This is a genomic window from Caulobacter rhizosphaerae, assembly GCF_010977555.1.
In the GTDB taxonomy this organism is placed as follows: domain Bacteria; phylum Pseudomonadota; class Alphaproteobacteria; order Caulobacterales; family Caulobacteraceae; genus Caulobacter; species Caulobacter rhizosphaerae.
In genome coordinates this window covers 2243243-2261942 of sequence record NZ_CP048815.1, presented here as the reverse complement: position 1 = coordinate 2261942, position 18700 = coordinate 2243243, and the positions used below count along the sequence as shown (strand labels likewise).

The 18700-nt window shown below is 65.7% G+C and carries 11 protein-coding genes; 3 read left to right on the top strand and 8 right to left on the bottom strand.

Going from position 1 to position 18700, the window contains the following annotated elements; all coding sequences use genetic code 11:
* Positions 1-55: 55 nt before the first annotated feature.
* The 3 genes from G3M57_RS10580 to G3M57_RS10570 form a co-directional block, all read right to left on the bottom strand.
* Entirely contained in the window at positions 56-1387 is a 1332-nt protein-coding gene (locus G3M57_RS10580; RefSeq protein WP_230983782.1) for a gluconate:H+ symporter, read from the bottom strand.
* A gap of 206 nt (positions 1388-1593) precedes the next feature.
* The gene (locus tag G3M57_RS10575) at positions 1594-4401 is read right to left on the bottom strand and encodes a TonB-dependent receptor domain-containing protein (RefSeq protein ID WP_230983783.1); all 2808 of its coding nucleotides are present in this window, start codon (positions 4399-4401) and stop codon (positions 1594-1596) included.
* Positions 4402-5051: 650 nt separating this feature from the next.
* The gene (locus tag G3M57_RS10570; protein WP_056760098.1) at positions 5052-6014 is read right to left on the bottom strand and encodes a MurR/RpiR family transcriptional regulator; all 963 of its coding nucleotides are present in this window, start codon (positions 6012-6014) and stop codon (positions 5052-5054) included.
* Positions 6015-6169: 155 nt separating this feature from the next.
* On the opposite strand from G3M57_RS10570, the gene G3M57_RS10565 reads away from it, so the two are divergent.
* From G3M57_RS10565 to G3M57_RS10555, 3 genes are read left to right on the top strand one after another with little or no spacing between them, the layout of a single operon-like run.
* Positions 6170-6559 carry a RidA family protein gene (locus tag G3M57_RS10565; RefSeq protein ID WP_056760096.1) on the top strand — a complete coding sequence of 130 codons (390 nt, stop codon included), beginning with the start codon at positions 6170-6172 and terminating at the stop codon, positions 6557-6559.
* A 2-nt stretch (positions 6560-6561) separates the two neighbouring features.
* Positions 6562-7851 carry a type III PLP-dependent enzyme domain-containing protein gene (locus tag G3M57_RS10560; protein ID WP_163230385.1) on the top strand — a complete coding sequence of 430 codons (1290 nt, stop codon included), beginning with the start codon at positions 6562-6564 and terminating at the stop codon, positions 7849-7851.
* 11 nt (positions 7852-7862) lie between these two features.
* Complete coding sequence (locus G3M57_RS10555; protein ID WP_230983784.1) at positions 7863-9320, top strand: N-acyl-D-amino-acid deacylase family protein; 1458 nt, start codon at positions 7863-7865, stop codon at positions 9318-9320.
* Positions 9321-9427: 107 nt separating this feature from the next.
* On the opposite strand, the gene G3M57_RS10550 is transcribed toward G3M57_RS10555, so the two are convergent.
* The 5 genes from G3M57_RS10550 to G3M57_RS10530 form a co-directional block, all read right to left on the bottom strand.
* Complete coding sequence (locus G3M57_RS10550; RefSeq protein ID WP_163230383.1) at positions 9428-12556, bottom strand: TonB-dependent receptor; 3129 nt, start codon at positions 12554-12556, stop codon at positions 9428-9430.
* A 111-nt stretch (positions 12557-12667) separates the two neighbouring features.
* Positions 12668-13654 carry a FecR family protein gene (locus tag G3M57_RS10545; RefSeq protein WP_230983785.1) on the bottom strand — a complete coding sequence of 329 codons (987 nt, stop codon included), beginning with the start codon at positions 13652-13654 and terminating at the stop codon, positions 12668-12670.
* Positions 13651-14373: an RNA polymerase sigma factor gene (locus G3M57_RS10540; protein WP_208789668.1), complete on the bottom strand. Its 723-nt coding sequence runs from the start codon at positions 14371-14373 to the stop codon at positions 13651-13653. Before G3M57_RS10540 ends, G3M57_RS10545 begins: the two co-directional genes overlap by 4 nt.
* 62 nt (positions 14374-14435) lie before the next feature.
* Positions 14436-15797: a BNR repeat-containing protein gene (locus G3M57_RS10535; protein ID WP_163230381.1), complete on the bottom strand. Its 1362-nt coding sequence runs from the start codon at positions 15795-15797 to the stop codon at positions 14436-14438.
* A 72-nt stretch (positions 15798-15869) separates the two neighbouring features.
* On the bottom strand, positions 15870-18644 hold the full coding sequence (locus G3M57_RS10530; RefSeq protein WP_208789667.1) for a TonB-dependent receptor: 2775 nt from the start codon (positions 18642-18644) through the stop codon (positions 15870-15872).
* Positions 18645-18700 lie beyond the last annotated feature (56 nt).

Here is an 18700-nt window from a genome sequence, read left to right as displayed (position 1 = left end):
CGAGGCCGCTCGTCAGCGCTTCTTGATTGTTGGGTACGACAGGTCGGATCGAGGATCAGACGACAAGGCTGAGGCCCAGCACGCAGACCAGGCCCACCACGCCGACCAGGCTCTCCATCACCGTCCAGGACAGCAGGGTCTCCTTCAGGGTCAGGCCGAAATACTCCTTGAACAGCCAGAAGCCCGGGTCGTTGACGTGGGAGAACATCAGGCTGCCCGCGCCGATGGCCAGGACCATGAGGTTGGGATCGACATGGGTGGCGGCCAGTAGCGGCTGCACCAGGCCCGCCGCCGTCAAGCCGGCGATCGTCGCCGAGCCCAGGGCCACGCGGATGACCATGGCGATCAGCCAGCCCAGCACCAGCGGATGCAAAGGCAAGGCGCCCAACCAGCCGCCCAAGGCGGCGCTGACGCCGCTGTCGACGAAGATCTGCTTCAGCGCCCCTGCTCCGGCCAGGATCAGCAGGACGCCAGCAACCTCCTTCAGGGCGTCGCCATAGCGCTGCATCTGCGCCGGGATCGACACGCCGCGCAGCAGGCCCAGGCTGAAGGTGGCGTAGATCAGGCACAGGATCAGCACGACGGCCGGGTGACCGATGAAGCCGACGATGTCCCGCGCCGGTGACGGCGACTTCAACGCCACCAGCAGGGCCGTGGTCGCGGCGATCATCACCACCGGGGCCAGCGCGGTCGTGAAGCTGTTGAAGGCGCCTGGCGCGGAGCCCTCGCTGGCCGCTCCGGCGGCGAAGGGCGAGTCCGCCGGCGGACCGCCCAGCGGCAGGACCCCGACCCGTTTGAGCGTCAGCGTCAGCACGGGTCCGCCGACCAGCAGCGCGGCGATGCTGACCACCAGGCCATAGGCCAAGGTCAGGCCCGTGTCGGCTCCAAACAGGGTGACCAGAGCCGTCGGCGACGGATGCGGCGGCAGGAAGCCGTGCGCCACGGACAAACCGCACAGCAGCGGCAGGCCGACATAGACCGGCGGCAAGGCGGCCCGCTTGGCGACCGAAAAAATCAGCGGGATCATGACGACGAAGCCGACGCTATAGAACAGCGGGATCCCGACGACTAGGCCGGTCAGCGCCATGGCCAGCAGGATGAAACGCAGGCCCACCGCGCCGATCAGCGTGTGGGCGATGCTTTGAGCCGCGCCGCTGTCGGCGATCGCGCGCCCGAACATCGCGCCCAGGCAGATGATCGCCACGAGCCCGCCCAGCATGTCGCCGACGCCGCGCTCCAATGATTTGGGTATCTGCGCCAGCGGCATGCCGAAGGCCAGCGCGCCGCCGAGAGCCACGACGAGGAAGGCCAGGAACGGCGGAACCTTGCCCCAGGCGATCAGGACGACCAGCAGCGCGATCAACGCGACAACGGCAAGGATCATCATGACCGGGCACCCAGGGACACGCGACTGTCTTGCGCCGCGAACGGAGAAAAGAGCGATTCCCCGGCGTCGTGGGGTTCGGCGTACGCCGCCGGGGAATCAAACCTCTCGCGGCGGGGAGGCCGTCGGAGAGGTTAAGGCCGACCGCGCCACCCGGGGAGGTCGTGGCGGTCGGAACAGGCGCGCCAGGGACGGCGCGCCCGGAACGCTTAGAACTTCAGGCGCACGCCGGCGCGGTACATCCGGCCGATGACGTCATAAAGGAACGGGTTCACGCCGGGGCTGACATTGGTCGTCGGCGAGGCGACCGGGTCCTTGTCGAACAGGTTGTCGATTTTGAAATAGGCGGTCGTGTTGGCGGTGACCTCGTACGAGCCGCCGACGTCGACATAGGTCGCGCCCTTCATCTGGTTGTCGTCGATGGTGTGGTGCGCCACCGTCGAGACCGGGCAACCGCTCGTACACTCGACGAACTCGTTGCTGTAGACGCCGTCGCTGATCCAGCGCTCGAAGATCGAGAGGCTGAGCTTGTCCTTGGTCCAGGTCTGGGTGAACGTCGCCTTCCAGTCCGGCGTGTTGCCGACGTTCACGCCCGCGCTTTCGACCGGCACCGTGCCCAGCACGCCCGACTTCGTCACGAAGCTGCTGGTGTGCGTCGCCAAGGCCCGCAACTGCACCTGGCCCGGCAGGCCCCAATCCTCGAGGTTCTTCCGGTAGACCGCCTCGATGTCGAAGCCCTTGTTGCGCAGCGAGGCGACATTGAACGCCTGGACGCGGACGAAGTTGGTGTTCGGCGTGGTGCTGGTCAGCAGCATGGCCGAGCAAATTTCCTGGTTGCCGGCGACGCAAAGGTCGACCAGGTCCTGGGCGGCCAGGGTGCTGATGGCGCCGTTCACCTTGATGTCGAAATAGTCGACCGACAGGCTGAACCCCGGCAGCCACTTGGGCTCGGCCAGCACGACGCCGATCTCGGTGTTGCGGGCCTTTTCAGGACGCAGGTTGGCGTTGCCGATGGTCTGCAGCAGGACGTTCGTGGCGACGCCCTTGTACAGGACGGTGGCGTTGGTCACGACCGGCGGCGCGAACAGCTCCGAAAGGTTCGGCGCGCGGATGTCGCGCGAGGTCACCGCGCGGAAGCGCAGACCCTCGATCGGGGTCTTCCAGCTGCCGCCCAGCTTCCAGGCCGTCACGTCGCCCGAGGTGCTGTACTTGGTCTGACGGACGGCGCCGTTGATGTTGGCCTCGCCCAGCGTGTCCGACTTCAAGACCGGCACGTTGGCTTCAAGATAGCCCTCGACCACGTGATAGTAGCCGTGGCCGCTGTGGTAGTTGCCGGCGTACCAGTTGTTGCCGGTCGTACGGACCAGCGGGTCGGCCGGATAGTCGGCGTTGTAATGAGCGGTGGCCGTCAGGCCGTCGCCGTACGGATCGGTGATCGTGCGGTAGTCTTCCTCGCGCCACTCTGCGCCGGCGGCGATGGCCACCGGGCCGGCCCAGGTCGAGAACGGCTCGCCCGTGACGTTGAAGCTGGCGACGGACTCGATCTGCTTGGAGCGCTGGAACGGACCGTTGGCCGGCAGGACATAGGCCAAGGCCGCCGGATCCAGGGCCACCTGGCCGATGACATTCAGCGGGACGCAACCATTGGCGCGGGCGACCGGGTCGCGGCAGATCGCGACGCCGTTCGGACCGGCGATGGCGTCGATCGCCGCGTTGTAGCGCGAGGTGACCGAGATGTTGTCGACATCCAGTTTGATCCGGTTCGTCCCGAACGCGTAGTAGGCGTCGTACTTCCAGTCGGTGCCGAACAGTTGGTGGTTGCCCGTGGCGCCCAGGACGAAGCGGGCCTGTTCACGCTTGATGTTGACGGCGATGGGACCAAAGCCGCCGTTGCTGGTGCCGAAGGCGAAGCTGGTGATGCCGGCCGTGGCGCACGAGGCCTTGATCGCGGCGGGAACGAACGGGTTCTCGCACTGGATGGTCAGGCCCGTCTTCTCTTCGCCGGTATTGGGCTGGTTCAGCGAGTAGGCGTCGGCGGCGTTGACCGTGAAATAGATCTCGTCGTTGTCGGTGGCCTTGAGGCTGACGCGGCCGTAGGCGACCTTGCGCTTCAGGCGCGCGGCCAGGGTCGGCGAGGCGCCGATGATGCCCGACAGGTCGCCGCCCACGCAGAACGGGCTGAAGCAGTTGGTCACCGCGCCGGTGCCCGTGGCGACGCCGTTGGAGCCGTACTGGAACTGACGCGGCGCGCCGTTCACCCCGAAGGCGATGCCTTGCAGCGGGCCGTTCGTGATCAGGCCGTACTTGGCGTACTGGAGTTGCTGCGCGCCCTGGATGACGCGGTACTGCGGCAGGCCGTCGGTGGTGGAGCCGATCGGGCGCACCTGGATGGCGGCCGAATTGAACCAGTCGCGACCGCCGGCCTGGTTCAGGCCGAAGTCGCCGGCCAGGACGCCGGCTTCGCGGTTGTACTCGACGCTGCCGATCACGCGAAGCCGACCGTCGAAGAACGACTTGCCGCCGGCGAACTGGGCCACGACGGTGTCGTTGTCGTGGTACTTGCTCTCGCCGCCTTCCAGCCGCGCCTTGAAGCCCTCGAAGGTGGTGTCGGTCACGAAATTGATCACGCCGCCGACCGCGTCCGAGCCGTACGAGGCCGAGGCGCCGCCGGTCACCACGTCGACGCGCTTGATTAGCAGCTGCGGGAACTGGCTGACATCGGTGACGCCGGTGATGTTGGCCGGGGTGACGCGCTGGCCGTCCAGCAGGGTCAGTGTACGGATGGCGCCGAGGCCTCGCAGGCTGAACGCGCTGAGGCCCTGGGCGCCCGAGCTGGTGCCGTTGGCCGCCACCGTCTTGCCGGTGCTGCCCTGCAGGGCCGGCATCTGGGTGATGGCCTGGAAGATGTTGGGCTGCGAGGCTTTTTCCAGATCCTCGGCCGTCACCGTGGTCGTCGGCGTCGGCTGGGTGAAGCCGCGCGAGTTGATGCGCGAGCCGGTGACGACGACCTCCGTCATGGTCGTTGCGTCGCCGGCGGTTGACGCGACGGCTTGCTGTGCATTGGCCATCGCCCCCCAGGACAACAACGCCAGCGCCGACGCGGAGCCGACATGGATGCGGCGATTTTTCGTAAACAAAATTCCTGCCCCCGTGCTGAGAAGACTATCCCCTGGCTCCCCCAGTGAGAGCGCTGATCGCAATCGAATACTTATTTTAATTCGGCGCTATTGCGCCGCTCTATTTAATCCGCCTCGGCCACTCGGAATTAATCTCCACTGTATCTCTAGATGCAGGGGGATCGATTGAACTGAGCGCCTCAACCGGAATGTGGCGAGGTTAGTCACACGCTTCGGATAACGTCAATCATAAAACATTCATTTATGTAGTAATGATAAAAAATACACGCAACTCGCAATGAGATTCTGAATTTTTCCTTGTTTTTCAATGCACTAGTCAACGCCCGAAATTTCAGCACCCATGACAGGCGCGCTTTCAAGCGGCGAGAATAGGCCCGAATTCGAAGGGCGCGCACGATGGGATCGCTACCAATAGAGGCAAGACGAAGCGCCCTGCCGCACGAACATGCGATCCCTTCGCCAATATCCGCACCGACAGCCCGAGAGAATACTCCACCTCTCGACGATTAGGCGCTGCATGCAGCCGGCGGCTAGTCGCCGATCGGCTGCTGGGGCGCGAGTCCGTGCAGCCAGGCCACGCTGCCGCGCGCCCGGCGCAGCATCAGATGAGCCCTCTCGCCAAGCGATGCGGCCACGGCGTAGGCCAGGCGGTCGATGACGAACAGCTGAGCGAAACGCATGGGATTGGGTTGGAACTCCTCCACGCCCGAGGGCGAGAGTCCGACGTGCAGGCATATGTCCGCATCACGTCCCAGCGGCGAGTCGGCGTCAGTGATGGCGATGCAGGTGGCCTTGTAATGCTTGGCCAGTTCCATGCTCTCTTGCAGCTCTCGCGGACGGCCAGTGGACGACAGGAACACCGCCACGTCGCCCGGCGACAGGATGGCGGCCGACATGCGCTGCGCGTAGCCGTCCGTGAACACCATGGCCGAGATGTCGAGGCGGAACAGCCGATTGTGGATCTCGCCGGCCAGGGCGGCCGAGCTGCCGCCGATGCCGTAGACCACCACGCGTCCGGCCTTGGCGACGGCTTGGGCGGCGGCTTGCAAGTCCTTTTCGTTCAAGGTCTCGCGCGTGCGGCTCAGGGCGTCGATGATGGTGTCGAACAGCCGGTCGGCGACTGCGTCATCGACGCCGGAGGCCGGTGCACCTTCACTCCGGACCAGCGTCGGACGGGTCGCCCGCTCGCGCTGGTCGGTCATGGCCTGGGCGTGAGCCAACTCCTGGATCAGGCGGAATTTCAGATCCTTGAAGCCCTCGCATCCGACCGTGCGGCAGAACCGCAGGACGGTGGGCTCGCTGACGCCAAGATCGGCGGCGACGGACCGGACGCTGGCGCGGACGAACTCGTGGGGCGACTTCAGGATCAGCTTGGCGATCTTGAGATCCGACCTCGTCATCGACTCCATCATCGCCTCAAGGCGCGGAAGTATGTCGCCGCGGTCGTCGGAATTTCCAGGCTGGTTCACGAACGCCCCCGTCTCGCCACGCATTCCTGACGACTGATATCGACAACGACGCCACGTCGCAAACAATGCGGCGACATCGCACCCCACAACAATGATAGTTTTGCTACATTTTCGTTGACACGACAACACCCGACATGGCTCCTGACACGCAGAACTCGACCTTGAGTCAGGAGACTTCCTTGTCCATCGAACGCATCGGCGCATCCACCACGGGCACCGGCGGCCAGGCCCTTCCCTTCTGTCAGGCCACGATCGCCAACGGCTTCGTCTTCGTATCGGGCCAAGTGCCGATGGACGAGAACGGCGAAGTGGTCGACGGCGGCGTCGTGCCCCAGACCCATAAGGTCATCGCGAACTTGGTCGCCATCCTGGCCAAGGCCGGCTGCACGCTGGAAGACGTGGTCAAGGCCAATGTCTGGCTGGACGACGCCCGCGACTTCCACGCGTTCAATCGCGTCTACAGCAGTTATTTCGGCAAGGCCCCGCCGGCCCGCGCCTGTGTCCAGTCGCCGATGATGATCGACTGCAAGGTCGAGATCGAGGTGATCGCCCTGATCCCGCAGACCTGACCATGACGATGTCGCTCGCCGATCTCGACGCGCTGGATCTGGCGCCTGGAACCAAGGCCATACCGCTGGACGGTTCGGTGCAACGGCTCGGCGAGCTGGCCGGACGCAGCCTGAGCCTGTTCGGCGGCGACATCCCCTTTCCCGCCGCGGTGCTGAAGCGCGCGGCGATCGACAACAACCTATCGGTCATGCAGGCCTATGTCGGCCGGGCCGGCGCCAAATTGGCCCCGCACGCCAAGACGACCATGTGCCCGCAGCTGCTGATCCGGCAGCTTGAAGGCGGCGCCTGGGGCCTGACGGCCGCCACCATGACCCAGCTGAAGCTGTGCCACGACCTTGGCGCGCCCAACCTGATCCTGGCCAACCAGCTGGTCGGCCGGGCCGAGATCGAAGCCTTGCGCGACCTGACCGCCGCCGCGCCCGACCGCCCCGTCTATGTGCTGGTCGACAGCGCCGAAGGCGCGCGGGCGATCTCGGAGATCTTCGCCCGCCCCCCCGCCGCTCCCGCCGCCCGCCTGCTGATCGAGCTGGGCATGGCCGACGGCCGCTGCGGCGTCCGTTCCCTGGACCAGGGCCTGGCCCTGGCGCGCCTGATCCGCGACCTGCCTGGCGTCGCCCTGCATGGCGTCGAGGGCTATGAAGGTCTGGTCTTCAGCGACCACGCCAAACAGGACGCCGTGGAAATCAACGGCTATCTGGGCGGCCTGCTGGGCTTCCACCACCGCCTGCGCCAGGAGGCCCTGCTGGCCGATCCGGAGGGCTCGATCCTGACCGCCGGCGGCTCGGCCTATTACGACCTGGTCGCCAGGGCCTTGGCTGGCGAGGCTCCCGGCGCGACGATTGTGCTGCGCAGCGGCTGTTACGTCACCCACGACAGCGGCTTCTACCGCGAACTGTTGAGCCGGATGGACGACCGCGCCGCCCTCGGCGAGCCGCCCCGGCTGCGTCCGGCGCTGGAAGTGTGGGCGCGGGTCATCTCGCGACCGCAGCCGGACCTGGCGATCGTCATGATGGGCAAGCGCGACGTCTCGTTCGACATCCACTTGCCGACGGCCACCCGCTGGTTCCGCGAAGGACTGCACGCCGCGCCCCAGCCCATCGGCGGCGTCGTGACGGCCAAGCTGGCCGACCAGCACGGCTTCCTGACCCTCACGCCCGATACCGACCTCGCCGTGGGCGACGTGGTGGGCTTCGAGATCTCCCACCCTTGCACCACCTTCGACAAGTGGTCGGTGCTGCTGGAGGTCGACGAAGCCTATGCCGTGCTCGGCGGCCTGAAGACCTTCTTTTGAGTGACGCGGCCTTGAGTGTTCCGCCTCCCCTTCCCCGCGCCATCGACGTCGTCCTGAAGGGCGGGCTCGTCATCGATGGCGGCGGCGCCCCGGCCTTCGCGGCCGATGTCGCCCTGGCCGGCGACACGATCCTGGCCGTGGGTCCGGCGCTCGACGCCGGCGGCGCGCGGGTGATCGACGCCTCGGGCCTGGTCGTCGCGCCCGGCTTCATCGACGTGCACACCCACGACGACCTGGTCTGCATCACCCAACCCGAGATGACGCCGAAGATCAGCCAGGGCGTCACCACGGTGATTACGGGCAATTGCGGGATCTCGGCCGCGATGCTGCGCTTCGACGATGCGGTCGACGAACCGTTCAACCTGCTGGGCGCGTGCGAGGACTTCGCCTACGACACCTTCGCCGACTACCGCCGCGCCATCGAGGCGGCTGCGCCGCGCGTCAACGTGGCGGCCCTCGTCGGCCACTCGGCGCTGCGCGTCCTGTGCCTGGAGGACTTGTCGCGCCCGGCCACGGCGATCGAACGGGCGCGCATGGACGTCCTGTTGCGCGACGCGTTGGCCGAAGGCGCCCTGGGCTTGAGCTCAGGCGTGTTCTACGCCCCCGCCTCGGCGGCCGATGTCGAGGAACTCCAGGGCTTGGCCAAGACCGTGGCCGAGGCCGGCGGCGTCTATACGGCTCACATCCGCGACGAGCGCGAGGGCATCATCGAGGCGCTCAAGGAAGCCTTCGCGGTCACCGCGCCAAGCCAGACGCCGCTGATCCTGTCGCACCACAAATGCGCAGGCGTACGCAACTGGGGCCGCGCCGCCGAGACCCTCGGCCTGATCGACCAAGCGAGAGGGCGCCAGCCGGTGGGTCTGGACTGCTATCCCTACACCGCGGGTTCGACGATCATCCGACCCGACTTGGCGGACGGTGAGGTCGAGATCCTCATCAACTGGTCCGAGCCCCATCCCGAAATGTCCGGTCGCACCCTGGCCTCGATCGCCCAGGACTGGAACCTGACCCAGACGCAAGCGGCCGAACGGCTGATGCCCGGCGGCGCCAGCTATTTCCAGATGGCCGAGGCCGATATGCGCGCGATCCTCAGCCACGACTGCTGCATGATTGGTTCCGATGGACTGCCGCACGACAAGCGGCCGCATCCGAGGCTCTGGGGCACGTTTCCTCGCGTGCTCGGCCACTATGCCCGCGACGAGAAGCTGATCAGCCTGGAAGCCGCGGTGCACAAGATGACGGGCCTGGCCGCCAGCACCTTCGGCCTGAAGGCGCGCGGGCGCATCGCGCCTGGCATGAAGGCGGACATTACCGTTTTCGATCCTGACACCATCATCGACAGGGCGACCTACGAAGCGCCGGACCGCCCCGCCAAGGGGATCGAGCACGTCCTGGTGAACGGCGAACTCTGCTGGAGCCGAGGCGTCCCGACGGGTCTTCGTAGTGGACGCTTTCTGCGGCCTCGGTGAACCGGCGTCGCGTCACCCGAGGCACGGGCTGCTCCTGAAAGCGGCGAGACCGGGAGGCGCCCCGCTGATCCCAGAGCTCAGAACAGCCCGCCAGAGAGGTGTCGTAGTCAGAAGATGCGGCGGAGCGAAACAGTCACCGCGCGACCGTCATAGTCGTTGGCGCGAGGGACAGCCTCGACGGTCTGGTATTGAGTGCGGCGCTCATTCGTCAAGTTATAGACGTCTGCGGATACGTGCATGCGCTCACTCATCGCGAAGGAGATCGACGAGTCCAGCTGTCCCCGCGCCTTCACGCGGCTGGTCGCGCCGGTGAACGTGTTGATGCCGGCGATGTAGTACTCATCGCGGTAGTTGTAGACGACGCGAATGCCCAGCCGGGCGGCTTCATAGTAGCCGATGACGTTCATGCTCCGCGCAGAAACGCCCGCCAGGACGGCCTTGGAACCGTCGGCGTTGCGGCCGTCGATGTGGGTGAGCGAGTAGTTGATGACGCCGCCGAAGTTTCTCCAGAAGCCCGAAAGGAAGTCCAGGTTCTGCTGAACACTGAACTCCAGACCCGTCACCTTGAGCGGCCGGCTCTGGTTGAAGGCGCCGGATGCTGTGATCACGGCGGGGTGGCCGTTGACGAGGATGTCGCTGAGGCACTGGCCGTTATTGACGGTCAGATGGCCGAGACCGAAGGCGGTCGCATCCGTGGGACACAGCCGTTCGATGCGGTTCTCGGTGGTCACCAGATTGCTGATGTCCTTGCGATAGACATCGAGCGAGACCATGCCGCCCGGACGATTGTACCATTCCAGGGACAGGTCGTGCGACAGCGCCAAGAACGGCTTCAGCTCATAACCGCCATAGGCGATGTTGAATCCCTGGTCAGTGACCGTGACGGAACTGGCGGGGCTGAGCGTGCGCGGCTGGGGTCGCACGAAGGTCTCATAGGACGCCCATCGCAAAACCAGGCTGTCGCTCAGGTCTGCGGTCAACAATAGGGAGGGAAGCCATTCGGCGTCGCGGTTCCTGAAGCGGGCGAGGTCGTAGCGGGTATCGCCCGACGGCGCCGTGATGCGGTTCAGGGTGACGACCGCCTGGTCCGTCCGCTCGTACCGCAGACCGAGATTTCCACGCACCGGCCCGCCAAGCACCCGCCATTCGAACAGGCCTTGGGCGTAAGCCGCCAGGGTATGATCCGAAACGCTGAAATTATTGGCCGAATACGACTCGTTGGCGGGATCGTTGACCCAGCCGTTCGCCGTCGGGGCGTCGCCCGGGGCGAGCGTGACCGGCCTCAGCCTCGCAATCGCGTAGTGGTAGTCGATGCTTGCGAACGGATTGAGATAGCCCTTGGCGACGCCGCCGAAGAAGTCCGCCGCATAGACGCTGCTCTTCAGGAAGCTGCCGTCGATATTGCTGGTGTTTACACCCTTGGCGCTGGCGCGATAGCCGATGGAGGTGAAGTCGGCATGCTCGAAGCGCGCGCCGCCGGAAATCCCCGTGATCGGGCCGCCATCGAGTACGCGATCGATATCGACCTGCCCCGCGTCGATAGCGGTGCGGGTGTAGCCGGCGTTCCCGGCGACCACCAGTTGGTCGCCCTGCCCGTTCTGCTGGAAGGCGGGATTGGCCGGCCCCAGCCAGGTCCAGGGGCCCGGCGTGACCTGGGGGAGCGAGCGCGGCGAAAGGGTCAGGACATACTCGCGAATATCGCCCCCGCCCGTGAACAGCGTCCCCGAAACGCCGTTGCCGCCCGACTTGGCGACATTGCGCCAGTCGATCTGGGTCTGGGTGTAGTCGTAAGCTCCGCGAGAACTGGTCAGGACGCCCGCGACGGCCCAGGGACCCGACGCCCAATGCGCCTCGCCGTTCAGGCTCCAGGCCTGTTGGACGATCGGCTCGGACCGAAAGGAGGTGTTCACCTGGGCGTTGGCGAAATTGACGGCGTTTACGTAGGCCAAGCCGTCGGACAACCGCTGGACGCCACTGACAGGCGTGACGACCGTGAGCGGCGAGCGCAGGTCGACCTCGTTCATCTCGGTGAAGTTCTCGCCCAGATGGCGACGCGTGAAGAAGCCGCTGAGGCCGAGCTTAAGGCTGGAGGTCGGCGCGGCCTCGACGCCGCCCGCCGCGGTCACCAGGGCCCCCTTGTTCAGCTTGACGAGTTGGCGGACGTCCGAAGGCGTCAGGACGCCCGTCCGCGCGGCGTGGCCCGTACCGATGACGCTGCAGGTTTCAAGGCTCGGGCAGGTCCCGTCAGGCAGCAGGGGTGCGTAGTAGTCGCTGTAGAGAGTCTGGAAGTCAGGCGTCAGCGCGTTGAGCGGGGTGTATTGAGGGAAATTGATCGAATCCCGCCGGAACCGCTCTTGCTTGAACGCCACGACCGCGAAGGCGGCCAGGCTGGGCGTGAAGTGATGGGCGGCGGAGAGGGTGAGCGCGGGCGAGCCCAGGTCCCCCAGGCTGTCTCGCTCATAGGACATCTTGGAGGCCACGCCGTCGCGACGGCTCAGGGCGGGTTCGATCTTCAGGTCGATGTTGCCGCTCAGCCCTCCAGACTGGTCCGAAGCGGATGGCGACTTGTTGATCGTGATGGCTGAAAAGATGTCGGAGTTGAAGGCCCCCAGCGGCGCGGACGAATCCAGCAGCGGTTCGGCGAACGCCTGGCCGTTGATGGTCGTACGGGCGAAGGTCCCGGGCAGTCCTCGCAGGTTGATCGTCGCATTCCGCGAGTCGGCTTCGCGGTTGACCTGGACGCCGGTGATGCGCTGGGCCGCCTCGCCGACGTTCAGGTCCGGAAATCGGCCAAGACCATCTGAGGAAATCGAATCCGTGACGCCGCCCGCCAAGCGCTTCATGCGGATGGCGTCGGCGTAGCTCTGGCGAAAACCCGAAACGATGACGGGCGTGACCAGCGTCTGTTCCTCGGGCGGTGCGATCATCGTCGCCGGAACGCTCACCTTGACGATCAGCACGGTTCCATTGGGCCGCGACCGTGCGGCCAGACCTGTGCCCTGAAGCAGGATCCTCAAGGCCGCCTCGCTATCGAACGCGCCGACAACGGGCCAGGTGGTGACGCCCTCGAGGTCGCCGCTGCTGGCCAGGACCTGCAGGCCCGACTGGCGGAAGAAGGCCTGCAGCGTCGTCAGCGCCGGCCCTGCGGGAATGTCGAAGCGTTGCGGTCGCGTCTGCGCGCTGGCGACGCCCCACGCCAGCGCAAGGCTGATCGCCACGGCCAGCGAGAGCTTCACGCCTTTCCCCCTACGCTGACGACTGGACGAGGCCATCCAGCGCCCCCCCTCCTCACTGTCTTTCGGCTTGTTCAATCCACGCTGGACTGCGAGCCCTCGGCCCGACGAGCCTTAGCTTCGTGCCGTGGGCATGGTCGTGGATCGGGCCCTGCCGATCTCGATACGGTCTCCCTGTCGGCTTACCGTCGCGCCCAGCAGGGCGTGGACGGCGTCGACGAACTGTTCTGGCTGGTCGGTTCGGTACTGTCCGACGAACCGGTGCGACTGAAGCTCCGGGTCGGTGATGACAATCTTCAGCCGGTTGTATCGGTTGAACTCGAGGACGGCCTCGGCCAGCGTCTGGTTGTCGAGAACGATGTTCCCGTCCCGCCAGGCCAACCGGCGCTCCACTTCCTGCGGCGCCGAAAGCACCGCGATCGGTTCCGCGCGATTGGACACGAAGGCGCGCTCGCCGGCGGAAATGCGGCGCGCATGGCCAGCCCCGGCGGCGTTCCAGGTCTCGACGACGCCCTCCGTCACCAGAACGTCCGCGCCGGTGGCCCAGCGACGAACGCTGAACGCGGTGCCGACCGCGCGAACGAACACCTCGCCGGCTTCGACCACGAAAGGCCTCTGCGGATTTTTGGCGACGTCGAACAGCGCTTCGCCACTGACCAGGATTACGCGGCGCAGCTTCGGCGTCATCCTCACCTCGACTCGGCTGTCGCTGTTGAGGCTGGCGATCGTCCTGTCGGACAGCGGGACCTTGCGGACCTCGCCCATCGTGGTGGTGAACGCCTGGACGTCGCCGCCGCGCGACAGCCAGACCGTCCCGGTCACTCCCGCCGCCGCGGTCGCCGCCAGACCCGCATAGAGCACGGCGCGGCGATCGGGCCGAGCCGCGGCGCGCGCCCTGGCGGGCGCTTCCGGCCGGAGATTGGACTGAACAGTCGCCTTATCCAGGCTAAGCCAGATCGCCTGCGCGCGCAGATAGGCGCCCTGTTGGCGGGGGCCAAGGTCGTACCAGGTCTCGAAGGCCCGCTGGTCGGCCTCGTCGAGGCCCCCAGACGACTGCCTAACGACCCAGGTCGTGGCTTCTTCATCGATGCTCGCCATCATCGACCGCTTCGCGCCTGGGTCTTTCCCGCGCCGGCCTGCCGCCGACGGCCGCCGTGGTACTCGGAAACGCCAATACGCGCCACCGTATCGGAAATGATGTGCATGCCGCGCATCGTCTCCTTCTCGACCACATTCTCGGTCAATCCCAGCTGACGGGCGGTCTCGGCCTGGGAAAGGCCGTAGACTTTGCGCATCTGGAAGACCTCCCGGCAACGCTCGGGAAGTCGGGCGATCACGCCCAGCACCCATTTCAGCTCGGCGCGGGCCATGGCCTCCCGTTCGGGCGACGGGGCGCCGTCGGTCACCCCGAGTTCCTCCAGACTTTGGACGGCTTCGATGCTGACGACCCGGTTTCGGCGCAGGTGGTCGATCACCAGGTTGCGCGCCATCTGGAACACGTAGTTGCGCGGATCGTCGATATGGTCGACCGACCGCATCTTCAGGAACCGATAGTAGATGTCCTGGATGAGGTCATCGACCCCTTCGGCCGTGCCGCAGATGTGCCGAAGCTTCTGACGCAGGTCCGCTTCGAACGGCAGGACGTGCGTACTGACCCACGCGACGATTTCCGGATCAGCGCCCCGCATTCTTCCCTCCGAGCGCATGTTGATCCTGCGCTTATCTCGTTCTGGCGACCCGGCTTTGCTGGGCGCGACGCGAGTACAATAAATAATATAATCGGGGCCGCCCTCCATTCCGTCAATCAACCGGCGATCCATCCTGACGGATGCTACCGAAAAGAGCCGCAGGATGACCCGCGGCCAAGCCCAGGCGGCCCTGCCTATCGGGCCTTCGGTCTCAGGGTCAGGAAGAACAAGGTCGTCGGATCGGGGATGTCGGGTGCGGCCATGTCGCGATGCGGCGGCCGCGCGCTCCACGCCAGGGCATAGATCTCGCCATGGTCGCCGGCCGCGTTGACGATGTTGAGCTGCATGCCCTCGGGCGACTTGATCGTCCTCTTCAGCTGATCGGCCAGGGACTGCACCGGCCTCGCCTCGACCAGGGAGAGGCCATTGGAGCGCACCACGAAGTCGATCGACTGCCCCAGGCGGATGACGGGAACCTTGAGCAGCCCCTCTCCTATCGGCTGGGCGCCGCCGACGAAGATTTCCGCGTTCAACGAGCCGCCGCCGGAGAAGTCCCACCGGTAGTTCTTCCAATCACTGACCTGGGCGATGTCCCACTGCTTGCCGCGATGGCGCGCCAGGAAGATCTGGGTGTCACCGGCCTTGTCGAACTTGTGGTAGGTGATCGTCGGGTTGGCCTGCTCGTCGAAGCCAATCAGGGTGTTGTTGTTGATCATGCCGCCCTTCTCAGGCACCGGATCGACGATCTCGGCGTCCTTCAGCTTGATCGGCAGCGTCAGCGGCGTCCCGTCGGCCTTGAACCAGTGCACCAGGTCGGGGCTCTTGGCGTAGCTGAGGTCATGATTGGTCTCGGCCATCGGCGTCTCGCGCCAGACCCAGGCGATGTGGAACCAGGAATCCGGCCCGATCACCGGCCCCATGAAATAGGCGTTGCGCTGCCCCTCGCCGTCGACCAGCGGTGCGGAAGTCAGGCGCGACCACCGCCCCGCCTTGGCGTTCAGGACATCATAGATCTCGTTGCCATTGCCGCTGGATCCGTCGCGATACTTGAAGATCAGCCGCTCGGCCCGGTCGCGCAGAAAGATCGGATAGGTCATCGAGCGCTCAAGGCCCACGTCGACCAGCTTGGTCACCCGTTTCAAGGTGCGGACGTCGCCGGAGGGGTCCGAGACGAACATCGTCAAGGGGCTGGAGTGCATGTTGGCGGCCACGTGCAGCCGGCCGGCCACGTCCTCGGCGATGGCGATGTAGTTGTGGCTGTCCCAGTCGTTCCAGGTGTCCAGCTTCTGGTAGGTCCAGCCGCCGCCCGCCTTGCGCCGCCGAGCCACCGTCAACTGCCGGTTGGCGTCGTAATAGCCTACGACGATGTCGGCCTTGGTGGTCACCAGGGCGAAGCGAACGCTGTGCCCGGACCAGACGCGGTCGACGGCTTCGCTCGCCACGACCTCGGCCGAGAGTGACGGGGAGGCGCCAGGAGACGGCGTGAGGGTCTGGGCGCGCGCGACGTCGAGCGACAGCGTCGAGGCGAGCAATAGACACAGGAAGAAGCGGTTCATCGCAAGGACAGATCCGTCGGGCAAAATGAAAACAAGGAGCCAGGCGGGACGCGCCCGCCTGGCGTCGATCGTCTAGAACGAACCGCGCAGGGTCAGGGTGTAGGTCCTGCCGTCGTAGTCGTTCGCCCGCGGCATCAACTCAACGTTCTGATACTGCGTGCGGAGCTCGTCGGTCAGATTGTAGGCGTCGAACGAGACCGAGAACCTGTCGTTGATCGTATAGGACATCGACCCATCGAGCTGGCCCCGCGCCTTCACCCGACTGGCGCCGCCCGTGAAGGTGTTGCCGCCGGCCAGGATGTACTCGTCGCGATAGTTATAGACGAGCCGCGCTCCAAACTTGCCGCCCTCGTAGAAACCGATGATGTTGAAGGCATTTTTGGAGACGCCCGGCAGGATCGCCTTCGTCCCATCGGCATAGGTTCCAGAGATTTTGGCATAGGAATAGTTGAACACCCCGCCGAAATTCTTCCAGAAGCCCGGCAGAAAATCGAAGTTCTGCTGGACACTGATCTCGACACCGCTGACCTTGATCGGGTTCTGCTGATTGTAGTTGCCGCTGATCTGGACGACCGCGGGCGAGCCATTGACCAGGATGTCGCTTTGACAGGTGGTGCCGTTCAGGGACAGGTGACCCAGACCGTAGGCTGTCGCATCGGCCGGGCACAGGCGGCTCAGCCGGTTTTCGGCGATGACCAGATTGCGGATCGTCTTCTGATAGACGTCGACCGAAACCAGGCTGTTGGGCCGGTTGTACCATTCCAGCGAGATGTCGTGCGACCAGGCGGTGTAGGGCTGCAGGTCGTAGCCGCCATAGGCCAGTTGGAAGCCGTTGCCGGTCTTGGTCAGAGAGGTCGTCGGGGCCAGGTTCCGCGGCTGCGGCCGAACGAAGGTCTTATAGGAGGCGCCGCGCAGCACCAGCGTGTCGGTCAGGTCCGCCGCCAGCAACAGAGACGGCAGGATGTGCTCGTATTTCTGATGATAGGTCGTCGGCACGTAGACCACGTTGCCCGCCGCATCGAAGTTGCGGTTCAGCGCATTGATCGTCTGATCGGTCGACTCGAAGCGCGCGCCCGTATTGCCACGCACCCGCACCCCCAGCACCTGGGTGTCGATCTTGCCCATCACGTAGGCCGAGGTGTTGTCGTTCGTGACCGAGAAATTATAGGCCGAGTAGGACCCGTTGGTAGGATCGTTGATCCAGCCCGTCGGCGTGACCAGGTCGCCCGGCGCCGTCGTCACGGGCTGCAGGCGCGAGACGGCGCGGGCGTAGTCGACCGTGTACCAGTTGGCCGCATAGGCTCCGCCCGAACCGCCGAAGAAGTCGCTGGCATAGGGACTGAGTTTCAGGAAGCTGCTGTCGACGTTCTGGCCCTGCACGCCCTTGGCGCTGGTGCGATAGCCGCGCGAGGTGAACTCGGCCCGCTCGAACCGGGCGCCGGCCACCAGGCTGCTCAGCACGCGGTTCTCGAAGAAGCGCTCGATGTCGCCCTGGGCCGAGGATAGCTTGTTGGTCAGATAGCCCAGGCTGCCCGCGACGATCACCTGGTCGCCGGCGGCGTTCTGCAGAGTCGGCGTGTTGCCGGCGCCCTGCCAGACATAGGGCCCGACCGAGACCACGGGCGCGCCGGCAGGGTTCAGCGACATCAGGTACTTGCCGATGTCCTCGCCGCCCGAGAAGAAGCTTCCCGATATCCCATTGCCGCCGGCCTTGGCCAGGGTGCGGACGTCGATCTGGGTCTGCAGGGCGTTGTTGGAAGCCTCCGAAGCCGCCAGCACGCCGGTAACGCGCCAGTCGTCGTTGCGATACTCGACATTGCCCGTCACGTTCCAGGTCTTCTCGATCAAGGGTTCCGACCGGAAGGAGCGGTTCACCTGGGCGTTCGAATAGTCGAACGCATTGATGTAGTTGAAGCCGTCGGCGAGCGAGAAGACGACGCCCGTCGGCTTGATCACGGCCGTCGTCGGCCGCATGTCGACCTCAAGCAGGTCGGTGTAGTTCTTGTCAAGATTACGCCGGGTATAGAAGCCGCTGAGGCCGACCTTCAGGTCCTCATTGACGCGGTACTCCAGCCCAGCCGCCCCGGTCCAAAGATCCCCCTCGTTGTACTTGACGATCTGGCGATTGTCGGAGGGGAATAGCACGCCCTTGGTCGACTTCGCGCCCGTGCCCCACGGGCGGCAGACCTGCCCCGACGGACAGGCCGAGCCGCCCGCCGGCGTCGCCGCGTAGTAGGCCGCCAGGTCGGGGTTGGAGACCGTCAGGTCGTTGAGCTGGGTGTACTGGACGAAGTTGATGGAGTCGCGGCGGAACTTCTCCTTCTTGTAGGCCAGCACGCCGAACACGGCGAGGTCGTCGGTGAGGTGCTTGTTGTAGCCGATGGTGGCGGCCGGGCTGCCCAGGTCGCCGAGTTCGTTGTGCTCATAGGCGAGCTTCATCGTCCCGCCGTCCTTGCGGCCTAGCGCCGGAGCGATCTGCAGGTCGATGATACCGCTCAACCCGCCCGCCTGGTCGGCGGCCGACGGCGACTTGATGATCGAGATCGCCGAGAAGATGTCGGAATTGAACGCTCCCAGCGGCGTGGAGGAATCCAGGATGGGTTCGGCAAAGCCCTGGCCGTTGATGGTCGTGCGGGCATAGGTCCCGGGCAGGCCGCGCAGGTTGATCGTTGCGTCACGCGACGCGGCCTCGCGATTGATCTGGACGCCCGGCAACCGCTGGATCGCCTCGCCGACATTGAGATCGGGAAAGCGGCCCAGGCCGTCCGAGGAGATCGAGTCCGTAATCCCCGCGCTTTCCCGCTTCATGCGCACCGCATCGGCGTAGCTCTTTTTGAAGCCGGTCACCACGACCTCAGTCACCGTGTCGCCGTCCGACTTTTGGGCTTGCGCCAAGGTCGCGG

Excerpts from the sequence above, each read along its gene's own strand:
- G3M57_RS10540 (WP_208789668.1), bottom strand. The coding sequence starts at position 14,373 with ATGGATCGCCGGTTGATTGACGGAATGGAGGGCGGCCCCGATTATATT.
- G3M57_RS10535 (WP_163230381.1), bottom strand. The coding sequence starts at position 15,797 with ATGAACCGCTTCTTCCTGTGTCTATTGCTCGCCTCGACGCTGTCGCTC.
- G3M57_RS10570 (WP_056760098.1), bottom strand. The coding sequence starts at position 6,014 with ATGCGTGGCGAGACGGGGGCGTTCGTGAACCAGCCTGGAAATTCCGAC.
- G3M57_RS10575 (WP_230983783.1), bottom strand. The coding sequence starts at position 4,401 with ATGACGGAGGTCGTCGTCACCGGCTCGCGCATCAACTCGCGCGGCTTC.
- G3M57_RS10545 (WP_230983785.1), bottom strand. The coding sequence starts at position 13,654 with ATGATGGCGAGCATCGATGAAGAAGCCACGACCTGGGTCGTTAGGCAG.
- G3M57_RS10580 (WP_230983782.1), bottom strand. The coding sequence starts at position 1,387 with ATGATGATCCTTGCCGTTGTCGCGTTGATCGCGCTGCTGGTCGTCCTG.
- G3M57_RS10560 (WP_163230385.1), top strand. The coding sequence starts at position 6,562 with ATGACGATGTCGCTCGCCGATCTCGACGCGCTGGATCTGGCGCCTGGA.